This is a genomic window from Postechiella marina (genome assembly GCF_039538365.1).
GTDB lineage: Bacteria > Bacteroidota > Bacteroidia > Flavobacteriales > Flavobacteriaceae > Postechiella > Postechiella marina.
In genome coordinates this window covers 452921-476844 of record NZ_BAABCA010000003.1, presented here as the reverse complement: position 1 = coordinate 476844, position 23924 = coordinate 452921, and the positions used below count along the sequence as shown (strand labels likewise).

18 protein-coding genes are annotated in these 23924 nt (G+C 32.1%); 5 read left to right on the top strand and 13 right to left on the bottom strand.

Annotation, left to right across the window (positions count from 1 at the left end):
• Positions 1–42 precede the first annotated feature (42 nt).
• The 7 genes from ABD715_RS08510 to ABD715_RS08480 form a co-directional block, all read right to left on the bottom strand.
• Positions 43–1599 (bottom strand): sulfatase, encoded by a 1557-nt coding sequence (locus ABD715_RS08510; RefSeq protein ID WP_344787736.1) that lies wholly within the window; start codon positions 1597–1599, stop codon positions 43–45.
• A gap of 85 nt (positions 1600–1684) precedes the next feature.
• Complete coding sequence (locus tag ABD715_RS08505) at positions 1685–3772, bottom strand: glycoside hydrolase family 127 protein (RefSeq protein ID WP_344787735.1); 2088 nt, start codon at positions 3770–3772, stop codon at positions 1685–1687.
• Positions 3773–3926: 154 nt separating this feature from the next.
• The gene (locus ABD715_RS08500) at positions 3927–5909 is read right to left on the bottom strand and encodes a glycoside hydrolase family 127 protein (RefSeq protein ID WP_344787734.1); all 1983 of its coding nucleotides are present in this window, start codon (positions 5907–5909) and stop codon (positions 3927–3929) included.
• Positions 5910–5960: 51 nt separating this feature from the next.
• A complete protein-coding gene (locus ABD715_RS08495; RefSeq protein WP_344787733.1) occupies positions 5961–7457 on the bottom strand; it encodes a family 16 glycosylhydrolase in 1497 nt (498 codons plus the stop codon).
• Positions 7458–7478: 21 nt separating this feature from the next.
• A complete protein-coding gene (locus tag ABD715_RS08490; RefSeq protein ID WP_344787732.1) occupies positions 7479–9044 on the bottom strand; it encodes an MFS transporter in 1566 nt (521 codons plus the stop codon).
• A 117-nt stretch (positions 9045–9161) separates the two neighbouring features.
• Positions 9162–10172, bottom strand: a complete 1011-nt coding sequence (locus ABD715_RS08485; RefSeq protein ID WP_344787731.1) for a family 16 glycosylhydrolase — start codon at positions 10170–10172, stop codon at positions 9162–9164.
• Positions 10173–10400: 228 nt separating this feature from the next.
• The gene (locus ABD715_RS08480) at positions 10401–11045 is read right to left on the bottom strand and encodes a response regulator (RefSeq protein WP_344787730.1); all 645 of its coding nucleotides are present in this window, start codon (positions 11043–11045) and stop codon (positions 10401–10403) included.
• A 281-nt stretch (positions 11046–11326) separates the two neighbouring features.
• On the opposite strand from ABD715_RS08480, the gene ABD715_RS08475 reads away from it, so the two are divergent.
• The 3 genes from ABD715_RS08475 (at position 11327) to ABD715_RS08465 (ending at position 13960) form a co-directional block, all read left to right on the top strand.
• Complete coding sequence (locus ABD715_RS08475; protein ID WP_344787729.1) at positions 11327–12583, top strand: Y-family DNA polymerase; 1257 nt, start codon at positions 11327–11329, stop codon at positions 12581–12583.
• Between the two features lie 139 nt (positions 12584–12722).
• Positions 12723–13163 carry a LexA family protein gene (locus ABD715_RS08470; RefSeq protein WP_344787728.1) on the top strand — a complete coding sequence of 147 codons (441 nt, stop codon included), beginning with the start codon at positions 12723–12725 and terminating at the stop codon, positions 13161–13163.
• 197 nt (positions 13164–13360) lie between these two features.
• A complete protein-coding gene (locus ABD715_RS08465) occupies positions 13361–13960 on the top strand; it encodes a dual specificity protein phosphatase family protein (protein WP_344787727.1) in 600 nt (199 codons plus the stop codon).
• Positions 13961–14061: 101 nt separating this feature from the next.
• Here the strand turns inward: ABD715_RS08465 and ABD715_RS08460 are convergent, their stop codons facing one another.
• Positions 14062–15732 carry an ArnT family glycosyltransferase gene (locus ABD715_RS08460; RefSeq protein ID WP_344787726.1) on the bottom strand — a complete coding sequence of 557 codons (1671 nt, stop codon included), beginning with the start codon at positions 15730–15732 and terminating at the stop codon, positions 14062–14064.
• Positions 15733–15936: 204 nt separating this feature from the next.
• On the opposite strand from ABD715_RS08460, the gene ABD715_RS08455 reads away from it, so the two are divergent.
• Both ABD715_RS08455 and ABD715_RS08450 read left to right on the top strand, forming a co-directional pair.
• Positions 15937–16911: a glycosyltransferase family 2 protein gene (locus ABD715_RS08455; RefSeq protein ID WP_344787725.1), complete on the top strand. Its 975-nt coding sequence runs from the start codon at positions 15937–15939 to the stop codon at positions 16909–16911.
• Positions 16871–17752: a lysylphosphatidylglycerol synthase transmembrane domain-containing protein gene (locus tag ABD715_RS08450; protein ID WP_344787724.1), complete on the top strand. Its 882-nt coding sequence runs from the start codon at positions 16871–16873 to the stop codon at positions 17750–17752. The genes ABD715_RS08455 and ABD715_RS08450 overlap by 41 nt, the downstream gene beginning before the upstream one ends.
• Before the next feature lie 6 nt (positions 17753–17758).
• On the opposite strand, the gene ABD715_RS08445 is transcribed toward ABD715_RS08450, so the two are convergent.
• The 5 genes from ABD715_RS08445 to ABD715_RS08425 form a co-directional block, all read right to left on the bottom strand.
• Positions 17759–19348 (bottom strand): ArnT family glycosyltransferase, encoded by a 1590-nt coding sequence (locus ABD715_RS08445; protein ID WP_344787723.1) that lies wholly within the window; start codon positions 19346–19348, stop codon positions 17759–17761.
• Between the two features lie 31 nt (positions 19349–19379).
• The gene (locus tag ABD715_RS08440; protein ID WP_344787722.1) at positions 19380–20096 is read right to left on the bottom strand and encodes a phosphatase PAP2 family protein; all 717 of its coding nucleotides are present in this window, start codon (positions 20094–20096) and stop codon (positions 19380–19382) included.
• Positions 20097–20295: 199 nt separating this feature from the next.
• Positions 20296–20589, bottom strand: coding sequence for a F0F1 ATP synthase subunit delta/epsilon (locus ABD715_RS08435; RefSeq protein ID WP_344787721.1), 294 nt, complete (start codon positions 20587–20589; stop codon positions 20296–20298).
• Positions 20590–20667: 78 nt separating this feature from the next.
• On the bottom strand, positions 20668–22176 hold the full coding sequence (atpD, locus tag ABD715_RS08430) for a F0F1 ATP synthase subunit beta (RefSeq protein ID WP_344787720.1): 1509 nt from the start codon (positions 22174–22176) through the stop codon (positions 20668–20670).
• Between the two features lie 169 nt (positions 22177–22345).
• Positions 22346–23923 (bottom strand): G-D-S-L family lipolytic protein, encoded by a 1578-nt coding sequence (locus ABD715_RS08425; protein ID WP_344787719.1) that lies wholly within the window; start codon positions 23921–23923, stop codon positions 22346–22348.
• Position 23924: the final 1 nt, after the last annotated feature.

Genomic DNA, 23924 nt, shown 5'->3' with positions numbered 1-23924 from the left:
TTTTAACCTATTTAAAGTTAGTATTACTGAAAAATGATTACCTTAATTGTTTAATAAGGCATTCATTTCTCTTCTTAGCTCTTTTTTTACTTTTAAATATTTCTTTTTACTTGCTAAATTTTCCCACTCGTATGGATCTTGTTTATGGTTATACAATTCCTCTTTCCCATTAACATATTTAATATATCTAAAATCTTTTGAGCGCACTGCATAACTTTGCTCGTTAGCCTCATTACTTTTAGTATTACCTCTTACTACTGTTAAAGCTACGCCAGGACCTTTCCATTTACCTTTTTTAGGGTTATTTAAAAATGGTTTCATACTATAACCATTTAATAACTCGCCTTTGTTATTTTTAATGTTGGTTTTATTAATACCGCATAAATCTGCTATTGTAGGGTATACATCTATTAAAGAGACTGGGTGATCTACTTTTTCTCCTGCATTTTTCGCATACATCGGCGCACGAATAATCATAGGAATTCTTGTTGTTTCTTCCCATAAATTATTTTTATAAATAAATTCTTTCTCTCCAAGATTATAACCATGGTCGCTTACCAAAAAGACAATAGTATTATTATTAAACTTACTATTTTTTAAAGCATTCATTAGTTTACCTACTTGGTCATCGGCAAAACTTACACAAGCTAAATATGCTTGTAAATAAGTTTTTAATCCCTCGTTTAAATTAGTATAAGAAGCTTTTAAATCTTGATAGTGTTTTGCCCAAGGCGCTACCCTCTTAAAGGTAGATCTATAAAAAGTATCATCAATATCATTCTTTTTAATAACAGGAAGCTTTAAATTTTCTAAAGGGTATTTATCAAAATATTTTTGTGGTGCAACTAGTGGTGTATGAGGCCTTACAAAACCTACTGCTAGAAAAAAGGGCTTTGTAGTATTCTTAGCTTCTAATTCTTTAATTTTATTTGTAGCCCAATTTGCTGTTAATTCATCATTTAACAAATCTCGATTTTCATCGTTTACATAATTATATGGTTTTTTGTTTTTAACATCGTACCAACCTGTGTAACCTGGTGTGTTACTCGATGGAGAAACACTAGGTATATTTGCCAAAGAAGCATAAAGTCCATCATTTTTATTTTGATAATATTCCTTTGGTACCAATGGATGTTTTACCGTTTTTTTTCCATCAAACGGATAAGGACCAAAATCATTCTCTATTCCATATTCATCCCATTCATTTTTATCTCTGTGATGCATTAGTTTTCCTGTAGCTAGAGTTAAATAACCGTTATCTTTCATAAAACGCATTAACGTTTTACTGTTTTTTAAAACCGTATTCTCTGTCCATTTCGAAAACCAAAAATTTTTAGATTTGTGTGGATATATACCTGTAAAAAGACTAGCTCGTGAAGGGGCACAAATTGGAGCATTTGTATGCGCATTTTTAAATACAACTCCTTCTTTTGCTAAGGCATTCATGTGAGGAGTTTGTACTTGTGGATGCCCACCTAAAACCCCTATATTATCGTTTAAATCGTCTAACATAATAAACAAAACATTAGGTTGTTTACTATTCTGACTTAGAATTATATGATATGATAAAAAAGCAATTGTGTAGATAAGAATTTTCATGATTTTAATTTAAAACTCTAAAAAAAAGCTATGTTAATAATAAAATTAACATAGCTTTTTATATTAAAAATTGTACAAATAACGTTTACTCCATAAGTACTGGAACCCAAACACTCATTTCTGCTTGACCTCTATTTGCCCAAGCAAAATATGGCACAAATTGAGCTTTGTAAGTATCCCATTTTAAATTAGACATTTCTCTGTACATGCCTTTTTTATCGTCTTTACGAAGTTTTACATTTCCATTAATAGTTGAAATACCTCCTAAAAAGCTAGGCTTATATGTTGCTGTTAATTTTGATTTTATTGGTAGGTAAACATCTAAAATATCTGTTCCTTTTGGCAAATCTGGTGATTCTATACAATAAACCACTGGTCCTCTTTTTATAGCCGCTTGGTTACGAACTTCTTCAATTAAAGGATGTCCCTCTAAAAGCTTAATATCCATAGGCATATCTAAAGTTAATACGTCTCCTTTTTTCCACTTACGATTCACTACTGCAAATGTTCCTGTTTTTGCTTCGACACCTATTGCTTTTCCATTTACAAGTATTTTAGAACCACTTGCCCATTCTGGGATTCTTAGTAAAATATCGAAAGCCTCAGTTTTACTTTCTTCTATTGTAATCTTTACTTGCCCTTCCCAAGGGTACTGTGTTTCTTGTTTTAACTTGATAGAAGAACCATCTAATAAGTTTGTAGATAATGTGTTACCGCCATATAAATTAACTGCAACTCCATTTTCGGATAAGCTATATGCCCAACCAGATACTTTAGCTATAGTACGAACTAAATTTGGTGGACAACAAAAACATGGAATATAAGGCTGACGTACATCAAACTCTGTATCGTTACCAGGATCGTACCCATCATGACTTACGCGAAGTGGGTTTGCATAAAAATAATCTTTTCCCTCTACACTAATACCAGACAAAGCACTGTTAAAAAGTACTAATTCCATAATATCAGCATATTTAGATTCTCCATTTAACCCTAGCATTCTATAACTAAACATAGAGTTACAAACATTGGCACACGTTTCGTTATATGCCGATAGGTTTGGCATCATGTATTCGTTTATAAAACCTTCGTGAACCATGTCTACGTGAGACGAAACACCGTGGTGTGTTTGCCCAACAGCTCCAGTTACGTACATTTTTTTATTTACCACGTTACCCCATAATCTGTCTAAAGCTTTTAAAAGTTCTTTTTCTCCTGTTTCTGCAACAACATCGGCAGCGCCAGCATAATAGTAGAGCGCCAACACCGCATGTCCTTCGGCTGTTTTTGCTTTACGAATAGGTGTACGTTCTTGCACCATATCGCCAATAAACTTATAGCTAGAAACAGGTGTTGGATTTACTTTTAATTTTCCTCTTAAATTAATAAATAATTCGGCTAATTCTAAGTATCGTTTATCTTTAGTTGTTCTATAAAGTTCTACTAATCCCATAATTTGGGTTTGATTAAAACCAAAACGTTTTAAATGCCCCTTTGGTTCTGGCATAAACTTATTATAAAGGAAATTAGCATTTTTAATAGCAATATCTAAAAAATTAGTTTTACCTGTAATACGGTTATGAATACATGCACTTGTATAAAGATGTCCAAAATTATACATTTCGTGATGTTGTCTATTACCAAATCGATCCATGTCTGCTTCGGTTTGAACTTTGGTATGAATATAACCATCTTCTGCTTGTGCTTTACCAATTATATCTATATACTCATCGAGTTCTTTTATAATTTTTTCTTCTTTATTTTGAGCATAGATATACATGGAAGCTTCCATCCATTTATAGAAATCGCCATCGTGCCATTTCATACCTTTGTGTTTACCTTCCTTTAATCCAGCAGCTATCTTAAAATTGTTTAGGGCATGACCAACATCTCCTGTTAAAACCTCGCCCATGTAAGGTATCATAACCTCTTCGGCTACTTTAAACTTATCGGCCCAAAAACCTTCGGTCCATTTACAATCGCCAATGTTAATGCTCTTTAGTTTAACATGTGGGCTATTGGTGTTATTTATTATACCTTTATTTTTATCTAAACTTAATTGCGCTGTAGTTGTTGTGTTTACAGCAAGTTCTTTTGTCTTAACTTCTTCTTGTTTTTTTCCGCAAGAGCATATGGTTATTAAGGAGAATAGACTAAGTGCTAAATTTTTCATTTTATTTGTTTAATTTTTGTTTAAATTTTAGATGTTCTATATAATCTAAAATTATCATATCAACTTCATGTTTATGTCTTTACACGTATTTTTAATGTGTGGTAAAATCAATTTTAAAATCATCGTGCATAAATTACCCGAACACATGTTTTATTTACCATACAACAGGCATAAAAACTGTCATTTCAGCTTGTCCTCGGTTGCTCCAAGCAAAATATGGTACTAGTTGAGTTTTATAGGGTTTAAATATGGGTTTTGTAACGGTTTGGTACATGTCGTTAGTTTTGCCTTCTCTTAGTAATAGTTCTGTTTCTATAATGGTTACACCACCTAAAAAGTCTGGTTTGTGTACTGCTTTAAATTCGGCATTACCTTTTAAGTATACATTTAAAATGCCACTATCTTTTGGTAAATCTGGAGACTCTATACAGTAAACTATAGGTCCTCTTTTTACTGCTATTTGGTTTCTTACCTCTTCAATTCTATCGTGTCCTTCTAGAAGGGTGATTTCCATAGGCATATCTAAAATTATGGTATCTCCTGCTTTCCACTCGCGGTTAACAACTGCAAAAGTTCCTGGTGTAACTTCTACGCCTTTATCTTCTCCGTTAACTTTTAAAGTACTACCAATAGCCCATTTTGGTATTCTAACCTTAATGTCGAAAGCTTCAGCTTTACATGCATCAACAGTTATTTTTACAATACCTTTCCATGGATAGTTCGTGTCTTGAGTTAATTTAATTTTAGAGCCATCTAATAAATTAGAGTTTAAAGTGTTTCCTCCAAATAGTATTACAGCAACTCCGTTTTTTGATAAGGTATATGCCCATCCTGAACTTTTACAAATGGTACGAACCAAATTTGGCGGACAACAGAAACACTCTAAATATGCCTGTCTTACTGGGCTTTCGGTTACATCTGCATGTGCTTCGTAATCTCTAGAGCCATTTACCATTCGTAAAGGGTTAGAATAAAAATATTCTTTTCCATCAATACTAATACCAGATAAACCACTGTTAAACAGTACTAATTCAATAATATCAGCATAACGCGATTCTTCTTTTAAAGCCATCATTCTGTTACTAAACATGGCGTTACATAAATTAGCGCAAGTTTCGTTATAAGCAGTCATGTTAGGCATCATATAAGCATCAATAAAGCCTTCTTCAATCATATCTAAATTAGTAGAAGCTCCATAGTGTGCTTGCCCAACAGCACCGGTAACATACATTTTTTTATCTGTTACATTTTCCCATAATCTATCTAACGCATCAATTAATTCTTTTTCGCCAGTTTCTGCATATACATCTGCAGCTCCTGCATAGTAATATAATGCTAGTACTGCGTGCCCTACAGCTTCTTTAGCTTCTTTTAGAGGTGTACGTTCTTGCACCATATCTCCAATGGGGTAACCTTCTGTGGTAGAGTCGTGTTTTATATCGTAATGTCCTCTGCGATTAATAAATTTTTCTGCTAGTTTTAAATATTTTTTATTTCTTGTTGTTCTGTATAATTCTACCAAACCCATAATTTGAGTTTGATTAAACCCAAAACGTTGGTAGTGCTTAGTATCTGGCATAAAATACACACATAGCAAGTCGGCTTGTTTAATAGCAATATCTAAAAAATTACGTTGCCCTGTTAAACGGTAGTGTACACTTGCAGCAATAAATAAGTGCCCGTAATTATACATTTCGTGGTACTTTCTGTTCGAAAAACGTTCTGCACCTTCAGTAATTTGAATATGTGTATGAATATACCCGTCTTCTTCCTGAGCTTTACCAATCCACTCAATGTATTCATCTAACTCTTTTAATAATGACTCATCTTTTGTTAAGGCATAAATGTACGTTTTAGCTTCCATAAACTTAAAAAAGTCGCCATCATGCCAGTAAAATCCTTTATGTTCTCCTTCTTTTTCTCCAGCAGCAATTTTAAAATTGTTTAATCCATGTCCAACATCTCCACATAAAACTTTACCCATGTAAGGCACCATAATTTGTGCTGCAGCATTTTCTTTATTCGCCCAAAATCCATCTGTCCACCTACAATCTCCAAAATCGATGCTTTTTAGTTTTACGTATGGGCTATTTACAGTATTTGTTATGGCTCTAGTATGTTTTTTTGCTGTATTCATTTCTGTTTATTCTATTATATTTTAGACAAGTTCTTTTAAAACTGCTAGTGTTTACTTTATTGCTTTTATGGCAATGTCGTCTATAAAAAGCTTTGCAGCTCTTGTTTTTGGCAAGTCTTCTTTTCTTATTTCAATAGTTAATTTATCATCTTTTGCAGATACTGCTGTTCTAGAAATTTTAGCCTCTACAGTTATCCATGTTCTTCTTGGTAGTTTTTGTAAATCTTTAAAAGCAACTTCTAAGCTTGGATTTTTTAATGTGACATGAATTTTATTTGCAATAATACCTTGGTCTAACCAAAGTTTAGCCGATAGATTATAATCTCCAGCTTTGAGTTTTAGAGATCCTTCTGGAGCCTTGGCTACTACTTTGTTAACTTCTAAACTATCTGTTTTTCCGTAACCAGAAAACTTTAGACTATTAACACCTTTATAATAATCTCCGTGTACAATAGATAAGTATTTTGCGGAATCTTCATCTAGAATCCAGAATTTTTGATAATTATTTGGAACAGAACTTTCGGGAAGTAGTGTTAAAGGTTTTGGGTTTTCTTCAAAAAGAATAGGTCCTTCAAAACCATAAAAAGCAGCATCTTTTGCTAATATGTTATCAGATGGTTTTTGCCATACACGCATGTATTCAATTTCGAAATCTACAGGCAATTCTTCTTTATGCGGTAGACCTAGCCAATAGAATATTTCGGAGTCTAACCAAATTTCCATGGGATTGTTTAAAACAAACGCTGTTCCTAATTGATCTTGCGTAAAATGACGAATCATTTTGCCATCAATAAACAGTTTTAAATAATCTACACCCCATTCGGCTCCATAAACATGAAAATCGTCTGCTGTTCTAAAATCTAAATTTTCTACGTGATTAAAAATTTTGGTTGGTCTTTGAGCTGGCGGACTCCAATCATGCGCTGTAGCCAAATAAGAATCTTCTCGAATATTTCCTTTTTTACTTTTAGGGTTTCCCATGAGCTCATAAACATCTAACTCTTGTTCGTGGCCAATAGCCCAAAATGCACCCGTAATAGCAGCATTACCTACTTTAGATTTTACCTCCATATACCCATACAAAAAACGCTTATGGGTTAATACGCCTGCGGTAGTAACTGGCATAGGTGTGCCATCTTTATATACTCCGTATTTAGAAGCTCCCATGTTGCCATCGGCGTAGCTTTCATCATAAAATTTAAAATCGGGCTCCCAGGCGGTACGCAGTTTTAATTTATTATCTTCAACAATAACATTCTTAGACACAAATTGAGAAGGCGCTCTTCCTTTCCAGATGTAATATCTGTCATTTAAACCTTCAACAAACCATTTTGCAGTATCTATTGTGTTGCCTTCAAACTCATCACTTAAATCTTCATTAAGTACCCAACCGCCTTTATTTTCTTGATCTGAAAACGGAAGAACTCTTTCTATTTTTAGAATTTTTTCTGTAGGGGTATTTTCTTGGCTATTTTGTTTACAGTTTAGATTAAAAAATGTAATGCATACAAAAAGGGTAATTATATAAATTCTAATATGAGATTTCATTTTTTATTGTGATTTATAAAATTATTTTTTTTGAAGTTTTAGTTGAATCTCTTCAATGCTTAATCCTTTGGTTTCTATTAAATAACGGTATTGAATTACCATGCCAATAAATACTGTTACTGCATAAAAAAGCAAGGTGTTGCTTATTCCAAATGTTTCTAGTTGTGTTGGAAAAAAGAATTGAACCAAAGAACTGGTTAAACTTGTAATTAATGTGAAAAAAGGAATGGCTATACCACGTATTGAAATTGGAAATATTTCGGAAAACAAGACCCACATTACAGGGCCAACAGAAAAATGAAAGGCTGCAATAAAGCTAAGAATTCCAATTAAGATTAAAACAGCATTTATATCTGCTGATTTTTGAATTAATAAACTTGAATGATTTCGTGCGCCTTCTTCTCCTAACGATTCTATTAGTGCTTTTTTAAACTCAATATCGCTTCCGTATTCTATATTAACTATGCTATTTAATCTGTTAACATGCTCAATTTCTGTTAGTTCGTTTATGGCGTCTTTAGATAGGGTGTAAGTTGCGGTTTTAAAACCAAAATAGGCAATACCTAAACTTATAACCACCCATAACATACCGCCAACAATCATAGGTTTTCTACCAAGTTTATCGACTAACACTAAACCTAGAACGGTAAAGACTAAACCTGTTAAACCAATCCAGATGGCTTGCATAAAGGCTGCATTTGTACCCATGCCAACCTGCTCGAAAACCGTTGGGGCATAAAATAAAATAGCATTTATTCCTGTTGTTTGTTGTGCTATGGCAATACTAAAAGCTATTATAAAAGTAATGCGCATGGGTTTGCTAAATATATCTCCTAGTTGAGAAAGTAAAGAACGGTTGTCTGTACTGTTTTCTAAACTTTCTTTCATTTCTACTAAATGGGTGTCTACTTTATCTTTAGGTAGTAGTTTTAAAAGCGTTTGTTTGGCATCATTTTCTTTTCCGTTGTAAAATAACCATGCGGGACTACGAGGCACAAAAAATAAAAGTATAAACCAAGCTAATGCAGGCAAAATTTCAGAGCCTAACATCCAACGCCATGTTTGTGTATTTAAGCCATATTCGGTTACCCAAGAAGCGTTTGATGCGCCTAGCTGAAGTATTAAATAATTAATAAAATACGCTCCAGATAAACCAACTACAATGTTAATTTGTATCATGGTTACTAGTTTGCCTCTTAATTTAGGAGGCGCAATTTCTCCAATATACATGGCTGCCAGCGAAATTGAAGTAAAAGCCAAACCTCCTAAAAACCGAAAAGTTAATAGGGCTATATAGTTTGGAGAAAAGGTTGAGCCAATGGCAGATATAACATACATGGCAGCTACTGCGTGTAGTGTTTTACGTCTTCCGTATTTATTACAAGCATACCCTGCAAATAGTAAAGCGAGCAGCACACCCCAAGCAGGAGCACTTACAACTAGGCCTAGTTGCATTGTAGACAAAGAAAATTCTTTAGTTATATAACTTGTTGTGCCAGATATTAATGCAGCATCTAAGCCAAAGACAAAACCACCCATGGCTACTATTGTAGAATATATGTACGCGTTTTTTTTGTACGAACTCATAATAAATTTTTTTAAAGAGATTATTTAATAACTAATAGCAATTATTAAATTCTCTCCAATTTATTATAAATCTTATAATAAATTGGATTAATAGTAGTTTTAAAACTAGACTTTAACTTACTTTTTTTGCCAAACTCTAACGTATTCAATCTCATAATCAACAACACCATCACCTTTCTTGTTTTCTGGACTATTTAACTCTAAATCTTCTTTAGAGTCTGGAACACCATGCCAAGGAAAAGTTTCTTGGTCTAACCAAAGGTGAATTGGCCCAGTCATTACCCATCCATTAGGTAAATTTTTATCTTTAGCATAAGCTTCTACTTGTTCTTTTGTTGCTTGTGTAAACAGTTTTCCATCAACAAAAAGTTTCATTCCATTTTCATCCCATTCTATACCATAAACATGAAAATTATCTGCAACTCTAAATCCGTAATCTAAACGTTCTGTAAAAACAGTTTTTCCTTTTCCTTCTTTACTCCAATCGTGAATGGACCACCAAAGTTCTCGATCTTTCCATTCTTTTCCTTTTTGACGATGATCTCCAAATTGCTCGAATATATCTAGTTCGGTTTGGCTACCTGTAGCCCAAAAAGCACTTGTTATTTCTGCATCTGCTGCCTTGCTTTTAATTTCCATATAACCGTATTTAAAATTTCGGCGCCCAATAAAACATGCAGTTGTAAGGTTTTCGTATTTTTCAATTTTTTTATCTGGCCCCCAAGTTTGTTTATTGTCTTTAGCAAAAGGAAAATCGGGTTCCCAACGTGTTTCTAATATTAATTTACCATCTTCTAGTCGGTAATTTCTTCCAGAAAATTGAGAAGGAGCTCGACCTTTCCATACTTTTTTGTTTGGATAATCGGGGTCTTTATATACTGGTTTTCCGTTTTCGAATTTGCCAACGATATACCATTTATCTTCGTCTATGGTCGAAGCTTCAAACTCATCGCTAAGATCTGTTTTGTAACTCCAATTTCCTGAATTATTTGGATCAGAAAATGGATATATTTCTTGATTAGTACCTTTTACTAATTGTGGTGTTTTTTTATTAGTGCCACAACTTATTATTAGAAATAGAATTAAAAATTCTAATAAAATGATAGAAGTTAATTTTAATTTAGACATGCCTATTGTTTGCTGTAAGAAATATTGTTTAAAATATATAATACCATAAAATACTAATGGGTATTACAAAAGAATAAGAATTTAATGATAACTTATTAGTTAATTTTACCCATTATAACTCATTATTACCCTTAAAACATTAACAAACGATAAAAGAAGAGAATATACGTGCTAGTATTTTTGGAGGCTAGCTGTAAATAAAAAAAGTATGTTTAAAACCTTTTATAATTAAATTTTAGTGTTTTTTAGTTTAATTAATGCATCAGATTTATTGTTGACATCTAGTTTACTGTATATGTTTTGAATATGAAAATTAACTGTACTGTGTGAAATAAATAAGGTTTCGGCCATAGATTTGTAGGTGTGCCCTGTTGTAAAAAGTTTTAAAATTTCTATTTCTCTTTCAGAAAATAAATCGTTTTTAGAGAATAAATCATCTTTTTTATCAACAACCAATTTAACTAAAAGTTTAGAAATATCTGGTGTTAAGGGTATGCCACCTTGCTCAACAGATTCTAGAGCGTGTAATAAACCATCTTTGCTAATAGGTTTAGTAAGATAGCCATCTACCTTGTTTTCTATAGAGTTTAAAACAAAGTTTATCTCGTCGTGTACACTAATTAAAATAATTTTGACAGAACTATCTTTTTCTTTAAACTTTTTAATGCTTTCTATACCGCTCATGCCTGGCATAGAAATATCGCTAATTATTATATCTGGAGATGTTGCCTCGTAATGTTTTAAAGCGTCGTGCACGTTATTGTACATGGCTTTTAGCGAGAAATTTTTAAACGTAGATATATAATGTTCGTAGGAGTCTAATAATATCGGATCGTCTTCTATGACGATAATTCGCTTCTTAAGAGTATTCACAACACTTGTTTTAAAATTAAAAAATGTTGCTATCAAAATTTATGCAATAAATTTTGGTGAGAGACGTTCGCATTTAAAATTACGTTTTTTTTCACAATAATTTCAAAAAAATAAATTGTAAAAAAATAATTATAGCAGATTAATTTACATGGTTTTTGTGTTTAACTAGTTTACTATTAATCGATTGTGTTGTTTTTATTGCTTTTGGTTGTGTAGGTTGTTTATAATAATTCTAAGTAAAAAAATATTTTTAAAGCTAAATAAATCTTTAATTTTATACCATGTATGCTTTAGTAGATTGTAATAACTTTTATGCGTCTTGCGAACGTGCTTTTAATCCAAACTTGCGAAATAAACCTATTGCTATTTTAAGTAATAACGATGGGTGTGTTATATCTCGTAGCGACGAGGCAAAAGCATTAAACTTACCTATGGGAGCACCTATTTTTAAATGGGAAAATTTTTGTAAGGTTAATAATATTAAGGTGTTGTCTTCTAACTACCCGCTTTATGGAGATATGAGTTCGCGCGTTATGACTATTTTAGAGCAGTTTACGCCAGATGTAGAGGTTTATAGTATAGACGAAGCTTTTTTAGAGTTTAAAGGTTTTCAAGACAAAAATTTTACAAAATATGGAATGCAAATAAGGCAGCGTCTTTTAAAATGGACAGGTATTCCTACTTGTGTAGGTGTTGCGCCAACTAAAGCTTTAACCAAAGTGGCTAATAAAATTGCCCGTAAATTTCCAGATGAAACACAAGGGGTATATGTTATAGATTCTGAAGAGAAGCGTATAAAAGCTTTAAAATGGATGCCTATAGAGAAAGTTTGGGGCATTGGTAGAGGTTTGCAAAAGCGTTTAAAAGCAAAAGGGTGTGTAAAAGCATACGATTTTGTACAGTTGCCAGACGATTGGGTTCGTAAAAATTTATCTATTACAGTATGGAAACTAAAAAAAGATTTAGAAGGAATATCTAAAATAAAGTTAGATGAGGTAGAGAGAAAACGAGCAATAGCAACAACTAGAAGCTTCGAGTATACTTATTCTGATTTAAATAGTATAAAAGAACGCATTTCGACCTTTGCAACAAGTTGTGCCGAAAAATTGCGTAAGCAAGGCTCTAGTTGCCATACTATTTATGTGACTTTAAGTAGTGATAGACATAAAAAAGATTTAGAGCAGCATAGGGTGAATGCTGTAGTAAATTTAGCATATGCAACAGATTCTACTTTGGTTCTTAGCCAAGAAGCGATTCGAGCAGTTTCAAAAATTTTTAAACCTGGCATAAAGTATAAGCGAGCAGGAGTAATAGTAATGGGGTTGGTGCCTACAAATAATAAGCAATTACAAATGTTTGATAACGAAAACCCTAAACACAAACCCTTAATGCAAACCATAGATCATTTAAATAAAAAGTATGCTAATTATAAGATTAAATTAGGTAATCAAGATTTAGAGCGCACCTGGAAAATGCGCCAAGAACGATTATCGCCAAGATATACTACTAATATTAATGACATTATTGTTGTTAAATAACAGCAAAATCTCAGAAAATAGAATTAAATTTAAACTTCCAAAATTCTAAAATCCAAAACAGCTATGTTCTATCGTGCAATACTTTTTTTTAGAATATGGACGAAATAGCAAAAACAAATAAAACGAATACTGTTAACCAATGATATTACATAAATCTAGTGCACTAACTTTTTTTACGCCAGAAACCATAGGTGGTTTAGGGGCACTTTTTTTCGATGCAGGTATAGCTGCTGGATTTCCATCGCCTGCAGAAGACTTTAAAGAGCAACGTTTGTCTCTAGACAGAGAGCTTATTAAAAATAAAGAAGCGACTTTTTTTGCACGAGTAAGTGGTCAATCTATGATTGGGGCTGGTTTAGAGGATAACGATTTGTTAGTAATAGATAGAAGTATAGAGCCTATAAATAATAAAATAGCAGTGTGTTTTTTAGATGGCGAATTTACTGTAAAAAGATTGCGAGTAGATAAAGACGAAGTTTGGCTACAGCCCGAAAATCCTAATTACCCTATTATAAAAATTACAGATGATAACGACTTTGTTATTTGGGGTATTGTTACCAATGTTATAAAAAAGGTATAGTTAGTTTTAGTGCTATAAAACTTAAGTTGAATTAAAGGTTTAATTTTTAGGTTATTATGTGTTTGTGTAATGTAAATGTTATGAAAAACTACGTGTATGTTTGGTAATCTTTATTAAACCATTAGGCTTTATGCCACACCCAATTTTCTGTTTTAGTATTCTATAAATTCGTTACTAGAAATACTAAAAGGCAGGTAATGAAAACTACAAAGAAAATTATTTTTTCTCTATTAACAATTGCTATTGTATTAACATCTTTCCATATTTATCAAGTACATTTTAATTATAGATTTAAAGAAATAGCAGAAGGTAAGGTATTTCAATCTGGTGTTATTCCTCCTCATGAAATTAAAGATTATATAACAAAATATAATATAAAAACAATTATAGATCTTAGGCTTGGCTCTGTTATAGATCCGCTTAACCCAAGTTTAAACGAAGACATAATAAAAGAGCATAATGCTGTAAGCGCTATAAAAGGTGTAAGGCATGTAAATTTACCATCAAAACAAATTCCTAATAAAGAAAACTTAGAGCAATTTTTTAATATTTTGGATAATGATAATTCTTATCCAGTGTTAATACACTGCTATCATGGTATAGGTCGCGCAGGATTGTATAGTGCTTTATATCGTATAAAATATGAAGGCTTATCTAATGAAGAAGCTCGCAAGAAAACAAAATTTATAACTTTTTTAAGCTCTTTTGATCACGGAACATCTAAAGGTGAGTGGCTAAAAAATTATAACTCTCAAGAAGAAGTTTATAAAGTATCAACTATTACTAAAACTCAGTAAAATATAAAAGTATTAGTTACTCTAGAGCATTAGGTGTTATACTGTAAATTTGTACGCTTAATTAATTCTTTATAAATTTCATTTTAAACGCTATAGAAAAACTATTTTATTTGTAATAAATAAGCTTTTTTAAGTATGCCCTCTCTGGTATTTGGGTTTAAAAATTTGAATGAAAGTCTTGTAATACGATGATGGTTAATCTCATATTTTTTAGACCATTCAATATTATTTTGATTTAAAAGCGATATTTGTTCTTCGTATAAAAATAACCATGTACCTTTTTTCATGTTAACTACTTCTTCAATATTAAGGTTTGGTGTTATTCTTTTTGTATAAAAATCGAGCGACCAGCTAGGCTTATTTTTAAGCATAAATACATCGTCTTTAATAATGTTTTCCGATTCAATAATTTTAGCAGCATTATTACCCGCTTGATACATTAACAGTTTTGGGTAAAACTGGGTATTTAAACAAAAGTTTATAAAAATCATGAAGTAAACAGAAACAATAACTAATTTTCTAAGTTTTTGCATTTGTGTAATTACAATATAACATAAACCAGCTACTAATAGTAAATAGCAAAGCATATAGCCAACATGCGGAGGCATAAAGGCCCATAATATTAAGAATAAAATAAAAGCACTACCTAAGGTTAGTATTGTGTATTGAATAATTAACAAGATGTTTGTTGTTTTTATTTTATTATTTTGATGTAAATTAATAATGTATCCAGCTACTAAAACAGACAATATAGGCAGCAAACTATTTAAATAATGAGGTAGCTTAAATTTAGAAAAACTTATAACTATTAATACAACTAAAACACCAACAGAAGTTAAAATTTCTGTTTTAGGTTGTAATGTAAACTTTACTTTCCAAAGTAATTTTAGCCTGTTAAATAAAGCAACATAGGCAATTAAAGACCATGGTAAAAAGGCCCAGAGCAGCGTATGAAAAAAGAAAAAGTAATCTGGACTCGTTTTTTTAAAACCAGTAGCAGTAAGTCTATCAAAACATTGATCCCATAAAATAAATTTAACTCCAGAAATATGCGTTCTATTATTAATTGTTTTTTCTGGATGTAAATCGAATTGTAAATAGTAAGCATATAAAATGGGCATAATAGAAATAAAAAAAGCTAAAAGACCAACAAGCGTTTTCCAAGACCAAATTATATTCCATTTCTTAGTATAGGCTATATGGACCAAAATACATACACCTACTACAAATACACCTAAATTACCCTTAGTAGAAAAGGCAATAGCAACACCAATAGCGCCAAGAATGGCATGCTTTACTTTGTTAAGATGCACATATAAAACCAGTTGCCAAATGCCAAAAATGGTAGCTCCAGTTAAAACAGCATCTGTTCTTACATCGTGGTTGGCAAGGAAAATGGATTGAGTAGATAAGAAAACTAAAGCTGCTACATGGCTAGCTTGTTTACCGTAAAATACTTTAGCTAACTTATTACAAGAATAAGCACCTAATAATGTAAATAAAAGGGCAGGAATACGATATGCCCAATGCGAAACACCAAATAATTTAAAAGAAAATGCAGCTAACCAAAAGTGCATATGTGGTTTGTCTAGATAATCTTTACCACCTTTATAAATATTTACAAAATCGTTTTCTAAATACATGCGCATGGCCATAGTTGCATGTTGTGCAGAGTCGTTTTCCATTAAAGGAATCCAAAGGCCTGTTAAATATACAATGGCAAGTAATATATATAATAGTATGTAATCTTTTTTTATAAGAAGTGGGTTCATTCTTTATAGAAAATTAGAGTTTAGTAAGCTGTAATTTTATCAAAATTACAGCGCCTATGTTTTGCAAAACAGTAGGTTACGGTTTCTTAACGTTTTTATAATCCAGATAACATTAGCATAGGTTTTCTTGTTATTTTCTTATCAATTACCAAATATTAAGTTTAAGTCTTGTTTTTAAATTTGATACTTAAATTGTACTGTAATATGCATATATCTAAGTCGTTATCTGTAGTTGTTCCTATATATAATGAAGAAGGAAACATAAGTCTTTTAACTGAAGCGATAGAAGATGGATTGAAAAATTATCAATATGAAATTATTTATGTTGATGATTTTTCTAGCGATAATTCAAGGCAAGAAATTAAGTCTTTAAAAAACCCAAAAGTTGTTCTTATAGAGTTAAAGAGAAACTACGGGCAAAGTTCTGCTTTGGCAGCAGGGATAGAATATGCAAAAGGCGATTATATAGTAACTATGGATGGAGATATGCAAAATGATCCATCGGACATTCATAAAATGCTACAGCTAGCAATAACCGAAGATTGGGATTTAGTTACAGGAATTCGTCAAAAGAGAAAAGACAATTTTGTAAGAACGTTACCCTCTAAAATAGCCAATTATATTATTAGAAAAGCTACAAATCTTCATATTACAGATGCTGGTTGTGCTCTTAAGGTAATGACTTCAGAAACAGCAAAAGGCATTCCTTTATACGGAGAATTGCATAGGTTTATTGCACTTAATGCCCATATTGATGGTGCGCGTATTACAGAAGTGCCTGTAAAGCATCATGCAAGAAAATACGGTGTTTCTAAATATGGTTTGGGACGTACTTTTAAAGTTGTAAACGATTTGTTTCTTATTATATTTCAGCGTAAATATTTACAAAAACCATTATATTTATTTGGCAATATTGGTATGTTGTTTTTTGGTATTGGTTTATTAATTAATTTATACCTTATAGCTGTAAAGTTAATGGGTAACAATATTGGTACCAGACCTTTATTAATTTTAGGGGTTTTACTTATTCTTGTCGGAATTCAGTTTTTTACTATTGGTATCGTAACAGATTTATTAATGAGAACTTATTACGAGTCGCAAAAGAAAACGCCTTATAATATTAGAAAAATAAATACTTTTGAAACCAAAGAAAAAGAACCTATTCTACACGCTTCTTAAAATTACGATTACCGTTTTTTTGCTGTATTTGGTTTTTACAAGAATTCCCTTTTCTCAAATTAGTGATACTTTAAAGCGCGTTAACATAATTTTTTTAGTACTAGCCTTGGTATTGTTTGTAGGCTCGCAGTGGGTATCTGCTAAAAGATTACTCGTTTTGTTTTATGCTACAGGTTTTTTGTTAAACCCTGTAAGTAATTATATTTTATACCTAATAGGTATGTTTTACAATTTTTTTATTCCAGGAGGTATAGGTGGAGATGCTTACAAAGTATTTAAACTTAATAAAGCATTTAATTGGCCTGTAAAAAAATTAACTGGTGCCATTTTTATAGATCGATTTATGGGCTTAACAGCTATTGGTGTTTTAATATTGCTTTTTGCTGCATTTATTCCGTTTGTTATTCAAGAAAACTTAAGATGGATTTTGCCTATATTGTTAATTTTAGGAGTCTTAATTTCTTTCTTGTTTGTTAAATATATGTTTAAGTCTTTTTTTAATGTGTATTGGTTAACTTTATTACAGTCTATAGTTGTACAAGTGCTACAGTGTGCATCTGTAATTTTTTTACTTGCAGCTATTTCTAATTTAGATAATTTCTTGTTATATGTGTTAGTGTTTTTAATCTCTTCGGTATTATCCATTTTTTCTTTTTCTGGAATAGGAGTAAGAGAGATTATTTTTTATCAAGCTTCATCTTGGTTTCTTTTCAATTCTACAGTAGCAGTAACAATAGGCTTGTTGTTTTCTGCTATTACAGCTTTTGTTTCTTTATTCGGAATTGTTTTTCATTTTAAAAAATCAAGTTTTTATATTAAACAAGATTTAGTAAAATCTTAAAGCATATTATTTATTGGTCTTCTTTTTATAGATTCTAGTCGTGTGAGATTCAAAAAGAGCCTTACCTTCAAAAAACTTATATATATCAGATCTATTTTCTAGAGGAGAAATTTTTCTGTCATTGGTTAAAAGATAACCGTTTGGAAACTGATTAAAAAACGAGGTGATTTCTTCTTGAGTTTTAATTATTTTGAAGGTTTTTTGAAAATTAATAGGAAAAGCAGCATCAAAACGTTTATAGGCTACAATATGTTTTTTGTTCTTAATAAGGCTTTGTGCCTTTTCTACGGGGTTTTGGGTTGTTAATTGAGGGTATATGGCTAAAAATAGAATTGGCGCAATAATAATCCATCCTATAGCTATAGTTAAAAAAGCTTTTTTTAGCTTATTGTAAAAGTAAAAATAGGCTCCTATAGAGGTTATTACAGAGGTTGGTATTAGCCAGTAAGCAACATTACTTACCGTTTTTAATGTTTTATCTTGCAGTAGGGCAAATTTGCTAGCAATAGGCAAAGCAATGGCTAAAATTGTTATTAAAATAATAACCGTAGTAATATGGTTGTTTTTTTTACCGCTTTGGTAAACATCTTTTAGAGTAGTAGCGATAGTTAAGGCTAAAAATGGATAGCAAGGCATGGTGTAATTGGGTAATTTGGTTCCAGATATGCTAAAAAATACAATAAACACAATAGATACAATTGTAGAAAATAAAAGAAGTGTATTCTCTTTTCTTAGAGTATAAGCGTGTTTAAAAGCGTAAAAAACAAAGAAAGAAAAAGGCATTAAGCCTAAAAGAACAAAAGCCCATGTAATTAAAAAAATACCACCATGCCCTTCCATTTTACTTCCAAATCTATTTAAATTATGATCTAGAAAAAAGCCTTTGGTCCATGCGCCTGCTGTTTCTATATGTACAGCAATATACCATGGTAAGCTAATTACGAGTAAAATAGAGAGCCCTATAAGGGGCTTGTAGCTTAAAAGTTCTTTTAGATTTAGCTTTTTTTTAGATATTAAAAATAATAAGCAAATTAAACCCGGTAAAGCAACAGCAACAGGGCCTTTGGTTAACGTACCTAATGCAAAGGCAACGTACATAAACCATAAGGCTGTTTTCGATTTTGTATTAAAAAAATCAAAAAACAACCATAAACCAATACTAATGAAAAAGATGAGGTAAGGGTCTGGAACAGCCAGATGAAATTCCTGAATAAAAAAAATGGATGACCAGCATAAAATAGTGAAAACCCGAGCCAAATGCTTTGAAGCAAATTTAGCGATATAAAAGTAAGATGTTAGTATAGTTAGTGCTCCAAATATACCAGAGAAAAATCGTGCTCCAAAAGCACCAATTCCAAATATTTTGTAACCAAGCATCATAAAATAATAATGCAGTGGTGGTTTGTCTGTTCTTAAAATGTTATTAAAAGTAGGAACAATAAATTCGGTTTTACTAAGCATCTCTCTGGCAGCTTCTGCATTTTTAGCTTCATCAAGAATGTAAATAGGATATGCTCCAGAACCAATTAAACATAAAATAATACTTCCTAAAAAAACAAGAAATAGGTCTTTGTGTTTGTGTATGTAGGTAGCCAAGTAGTTGGAATAAAGAGGTTAGTTTAGTTTTTTAAAACAATCTAAAAGAAGAGCGTAAACTTCTAGTAAAAGCATGTTTTAATACACCTATTTTTACTTTTTTAGGTAGTAAAGCAAGGGGGTAACTTTCGGTCCACTTCGCTTTTATAATTATTTTGTTATACAATATATAACCAATAAGGGACGAGAATGTCCCGAAAAGATACCCGAAATAAATATCAATAAAAAAATGTTGTGCTAAATATACTCTAGATATGCCTACCATAATGGCAACTATAGCCAAAAACCAAGACAGTCTTTTAGAGTTTATACATAGTGTAATAAAGGCTGCAGCAAAAGTTGCCCCGGTTGTATGTCCAGAAGGAAAACTTACAGCTTTTCTTATTTTAATACCATCTACAAAGTGTAATAAATCTATCTTGTTTAGAGACTGCATGTAAATGTAAGGGCGATAAATATGATTAAATAAAAACTGTTTATTTATTTGAATAAGAAGAATATGTACTAATAAACCTATTAAGAAAACAAAAAACCATTTCGTTTTTTTAAATAATAAAAGTATAGTGGAGCAAAAAATCATAAATCCCTCGCCTAACCAAGTTACGTTTTTAAATATTAAATCTTTACTAGGAGAGTGCCAGCCATTTATAATTAAAAGACTTTCATCTTTGGGTATAAGTAGAAAAGGTAATAAAAGTACACCTATAATAATAAATGGAGTAATTACTTGATATCTAGCTGTTTTCATGTTGCTAATATATATCGAAAAGACTAAACGTAGTTTACCCTTTTGTTATACTTAATTTGATATAGCGTTAAAAAACAGGAGAATACTTTAAAAAAATGTTAGGATATCTTTTATATATATTAGCACTTTTCCTAAAGTTTAAGCACAAAAAAACGCGAAGCTTAGCTTCGCGTTTTTAATATTCTAAATAATAAAAGTTTTAGTCTGCTAAAACAATTATTTTATTATCTCTTGATTCAATAGTACCAGAATTGATTTTTACAGTAAGTATTTTATCGTCATCATTATGAGCAACGATAGTACCGTGTAAGTTGTCAAAATCTAAATGAGATTGAGTGTGCGTGTGAATTTTTATTATGCCTTCTGTTAAAAGTGAAATAACAGGAGCGTGATCTTTTAATAATTGGAATTCACCACTAATACCAGGAACAACTACAGAATCAATTTCTGAACTAAATAAAGTCGCTTCGGGTGATACAATTTCTAAATACATATTTTCTAAGTCTTCAGTTTGCAGTCTTTAGTTTGCAGTTTAATTAATATTTTAAACTGTGTAACTTTAGACTAAGTTTTAGGCTTCAGCTAACATTTTCTCACCTGCTTCAATAGCTTCTTCAATAGAACCTTTAAGGTTAAATGCTGCTTCTGGTAAGTGATCTAAACCACCATCCATAATCATATTAAAACCTTTAATAGTTTCTTTAATATCAACTAATACACCAGGTATACCTGTAAATTGCTCTGCTACGTGGAAAGGTTGAGATAAGAAACGTTGTACACGTCTTGCTCTACCTACAGCCATTTTATCTTCTTCAGACAATTCTTCCATACCTAATATGGCAATAATATCTTGTAATTCTTTATAACGTTGTAATAACTCTTTTACTCTTTGAGCACAATCGTAATGCTCGTTTCCTAAAATATCAGCAGTTAAGATTCTAGAAGTAGAATCTAATGGGTCTACCGCAGGGTAAATACCTAGCTCAGCAATTTTACGAGATAATACTGTTGTTGCATCTAAGTGAGCAAAGGTTGTAGCAGGAGCAGGATCTGTTAAATCATCCGCAGGCACATATACCGCTTGTACAGATGTAATAGATCCTCTTTTTGTTGAAGTAATACGCTCTTGCATTGCACCCATTTCTGTTGCTAATGTTGGTTGGTATCCTACAGCAGAAGGCATACGACCAAGTAATGCAGATACCTCAGATCCAGCTTGTGTAAAACGGAAAATGTTATCTACAAAGAAAAGTACATCTTTTCCTTGTCCTTCGCCAGCTCCATCACGGAAATACTCGGCAATAGTTAAACCAGATAATGCAACACGTGCACGTGCTCCAGGAGGCTCATTCATTTGTCCGAATACGAAAGTTGCTTTAGATTCTTTCATTCCAGATTTGTCAACTTTAGATAAATCCCATCCGCCTTCTTCCATAGAGTGCATAAAGTCATCACCATATTTGATAATTCCAGACTCTAACATCTCTCTTAAAAGGTCATTTCCTTCACGAGTTCTTTCTCCAACTCCAGCAAATACTGAAAGTCCACCGTGACCTTTTGCTATATTGTTAATTAATTCCTGAATTAATACTGTTTTACCTACACCAGCACCACCAAATAATCCAATTTTACCACCTTTTGCATAAGGCTCAATTAAATCGATTACTTTAATACCCGTAAATAAAACTTCAGTAGAAGTTGATAAATCTTCAAATTTAGGAGCTTGTCTGTGTATTGGTAAGCCAGCATCTCCAGCTTTAGGTAAATCACCTAAACCATCAATAGCATCTCCAATTACATTAAATAAACGACCATATACATCGCCTCCAATTGGCATTTGTATAGGAGCACCAGTTGCTGTAACTTCAGTTCCTCTACTTAAACCATCAGAAGAGTCCATCGCAATAGTACGAACTGTATCTTCACCAATGTGAGATTGAACTTCTAGTACTAATAGCGTACCGTCTGCTTTTTTAATTTCTAATGAATCATAAATTTTTGGAAGTTCTGAACCTGCTCCGAATTCTACATCGATAACTGGGCCAACTATTTGTGCAACTTTACCTGTAACTTTAGACATTACTTATATGTTTAATATTATGCGATTTAATTGATTGAAAACGCATTTTGTTTTCGCGTGCAAAGATATGAGTTTTAATTTTAAAAAAGAAGTTGTTTTTGTAGGTTTTTTGGAATAAAAAAACACCTTATGAATAAAGGTGTTTTTTGCTTAACTATTTTGTTAAATATTATTGTAATGTATGCGAATAATTTGTTGGGTAATCTCCAGGATTAGGTATGTTACCTGAATCTATAAAATTAGAACCAAAATTATTGTCGATGGCTTCTAAAAATTTAAAAGCCATATAAGAGTATCCTCTAGCTGTTAAGTGCACACCATCTAAACTAATAGCACCTCCTGTAACTAAGCTTGCATTTAAATTATAGTCTCCATAGGTAATACCTGTAGATGCCAATTCTTTAAGCATAGCGTTTAAGTCTACTAAAGCTATATTATCATTGGTATCGGCTGTAGTGCTAATTATGGCATTGTAGGCATCAGTAGCATTTTTAATTTCTTCTTGTTCCTCTGGAGTTAAAACCCATTTATCGGCTAAAGGAATAGCAACTCCGTTTACCGTTTGTGCATTTCCAGGTACAGCTTCTGTACCAATAAATGTGGATGCGGGTAAAACAAATAAATCATTTTCTGTAGCTTGTCTCATGCTTATTAAGCGTGGGTTTAGAGCTGTTAAATCTGTTAAGCTTTCATCCATAATTACTACAGAATTAGTTGTAGAAGCTTCAAAAGTAATTGTTCTTTTTAAAATTTCTGCATCAGCCATTTCTTGTGTCATAGGAGTATTTGCTACTAAATAAGCAAAAGCATCTACTATTCCTGCATTATAGGCACCGTAAGCTGCAACGCTATTTAAGTAACCTGCTGTTGCTGCATCTAAAGGGATAGGGTTGTGTGGTACTGTTGTAAAATGTGCTAAATCTGTAATGTAAGGTACGTTTGTTACTACACCTTTAGCCCCTCCTGATGTTAAATTTGTTACTAAGCCATTAAATACGTTACCAAATATAGTTGGATCTGTAATGTCGTTTACACCATAAGAGCTAACATCAAAATCTCCTTTTCGGTCTTGACCATCTCCTCCAGATAGGGCGTAGCCTAAAACATCGTTACCTCCAATCTCAGAAAGTGTAAAAAATGTAGGGCTTTGTGCCATGGCGTCTTCAATTACTGTTGCGCTAGAGCTAGATGCTATTCTTACAAAATAAGGATTGGCATATGAGCCAACACCTGCAAGATCTCCATAACTATCGGATAATAAATGGAAGCTTTTTGCCCCAGGAATTCCCATGTTATTAAAAGGTCCAGTTGGTTTATTAAGAACAATATCTGTAGATACAGTTACAGGCCCTATTAAAGACTCTAAGCCTGCAGGTCCGGAGCCATTAAAAACTAAACGTGGTTCTGTAATTCTTGCTCCACCAGCTGCTAATCCTCCAAAGTTATCACTCATTAAAGGTTGTGTAAAATCGCCTCCTCCTGCATTTGCAAATTGATTTGCTAATATATTAGGAAAAGAATTTATTTGAGAGTTAATAAATAATGCATTGTCTGTAAATCCGGCAGTAAAAGAAGCTCCAATAGAAACATAATTTGAGAAATCTGCAGTGCCCGATGTTAATTCGGGTAGCATTTTTTCTTGCATATTATTGTCTGCTAAAACATCGTCAATTTCGTTACAGGCAGTAAAACCAATTAGGGTTGCTAAAAGGTAAATATATTTTGGGTTTATAATTGTCTTTTTCATC

Coding starts and splice junctions, on each gene's coding strand:
- ABD715_RS08505 (WP_344787735.1), bottom strand. CDS start 3,772: ATGAAAAATTTAGCACTTAGTCTATTCTCCTTAATAACCATATGCTCT.
- ABD715_RS08465 (WP_344787727.1), top strand. CDS start 13,361: ATGAAAACTACAAAGAAAATTATTTTTTCTCTATTAACAATTGCTATT.
- ABD715_RS08510 (WP_344787736.1), bottom strand. CDS start 1,599: ATGAAAATTCTTATCTACACAATTGCTTTTTTATCATATCATATAATT.
- ABD715_RS08425 (WP_344787719.1), bottom strand. CDS start 23,923: ATGAAAAAGACAATTATAAACCCAAAATATATTTACCTTTTAGCAACC.
- ABD715_RS08475 (WP_344787729.1), top strand. CDS start 11,327: ATGTATGCTTTAGTAGATTGTAATAACTTTTATGCGTCTTGCGAACGT.
- ABD715_RS08455 (WP_344787725.1), top strand. CDS start 15,937: ATGCATATATCTAAGTCGTTATCTGTAGTTGTTCCTATATATAATGAA.
- ABD715_RS08490 (WP_344787732.1), bottom strand. CDS start 9,044: ATGAGTTCGTACAAAAAAAACGCGTACATATATTCTACAATAGTAGCC.
- ABD715_RS08460 (WP_344787726.1), bottom strand. CDS start 15,732: ATGAACCCACTTCTTATAAAAAAAGATTACATACTATTATATATATTA.
- ABD715_RS08485 (WP_344787731.1), bottom strand. CDS start 10,172: ATGTCTAAATTAAAATTAACTTCTATCATTTTATTAGAATTTTTAATT.
- ABD715_RS08440 (WP_344787722.1), bottom strand. CDS start 20,096: ATGAAAACAGCTAGATATCAAGTAATTACTCCATTTATTATTATAGGT.
- ABD715_RS08495 (WP_344787733.1), bottom strand. CDS start 7,457: ATGAAATCTCATATTAGAATTTATATAATTACCCTTTTTGTATGCATT.
- ABD715_RS08500 (WP_344787734.1), bottom strand. CDS start 5,909: ATGAATACAGCAAAAAAACATACTAGAGCCATAACAAATACTGTAAAT.
- ABD715_RS08435 (WP_344787721.1), bottom strand. CDS start 20,589: ATGTATTTAGAAATTGTATCACCCGAAGCGACTTTATTTAGTTCAGAA.
- ABD715_RS08470 (WP_344787728.1), top strand. CDS start 12,723: ATGATATTACATAAATCTAGTGCACTAACTTTTTTTACGCCAGAAACC.
- atpD (WP_344787720.1), bottom strand. CDS start 22,176: ATGTCTAAAGTTACAGGTAAAGTTGCACAAATAGTTGGCCCAGTTATC.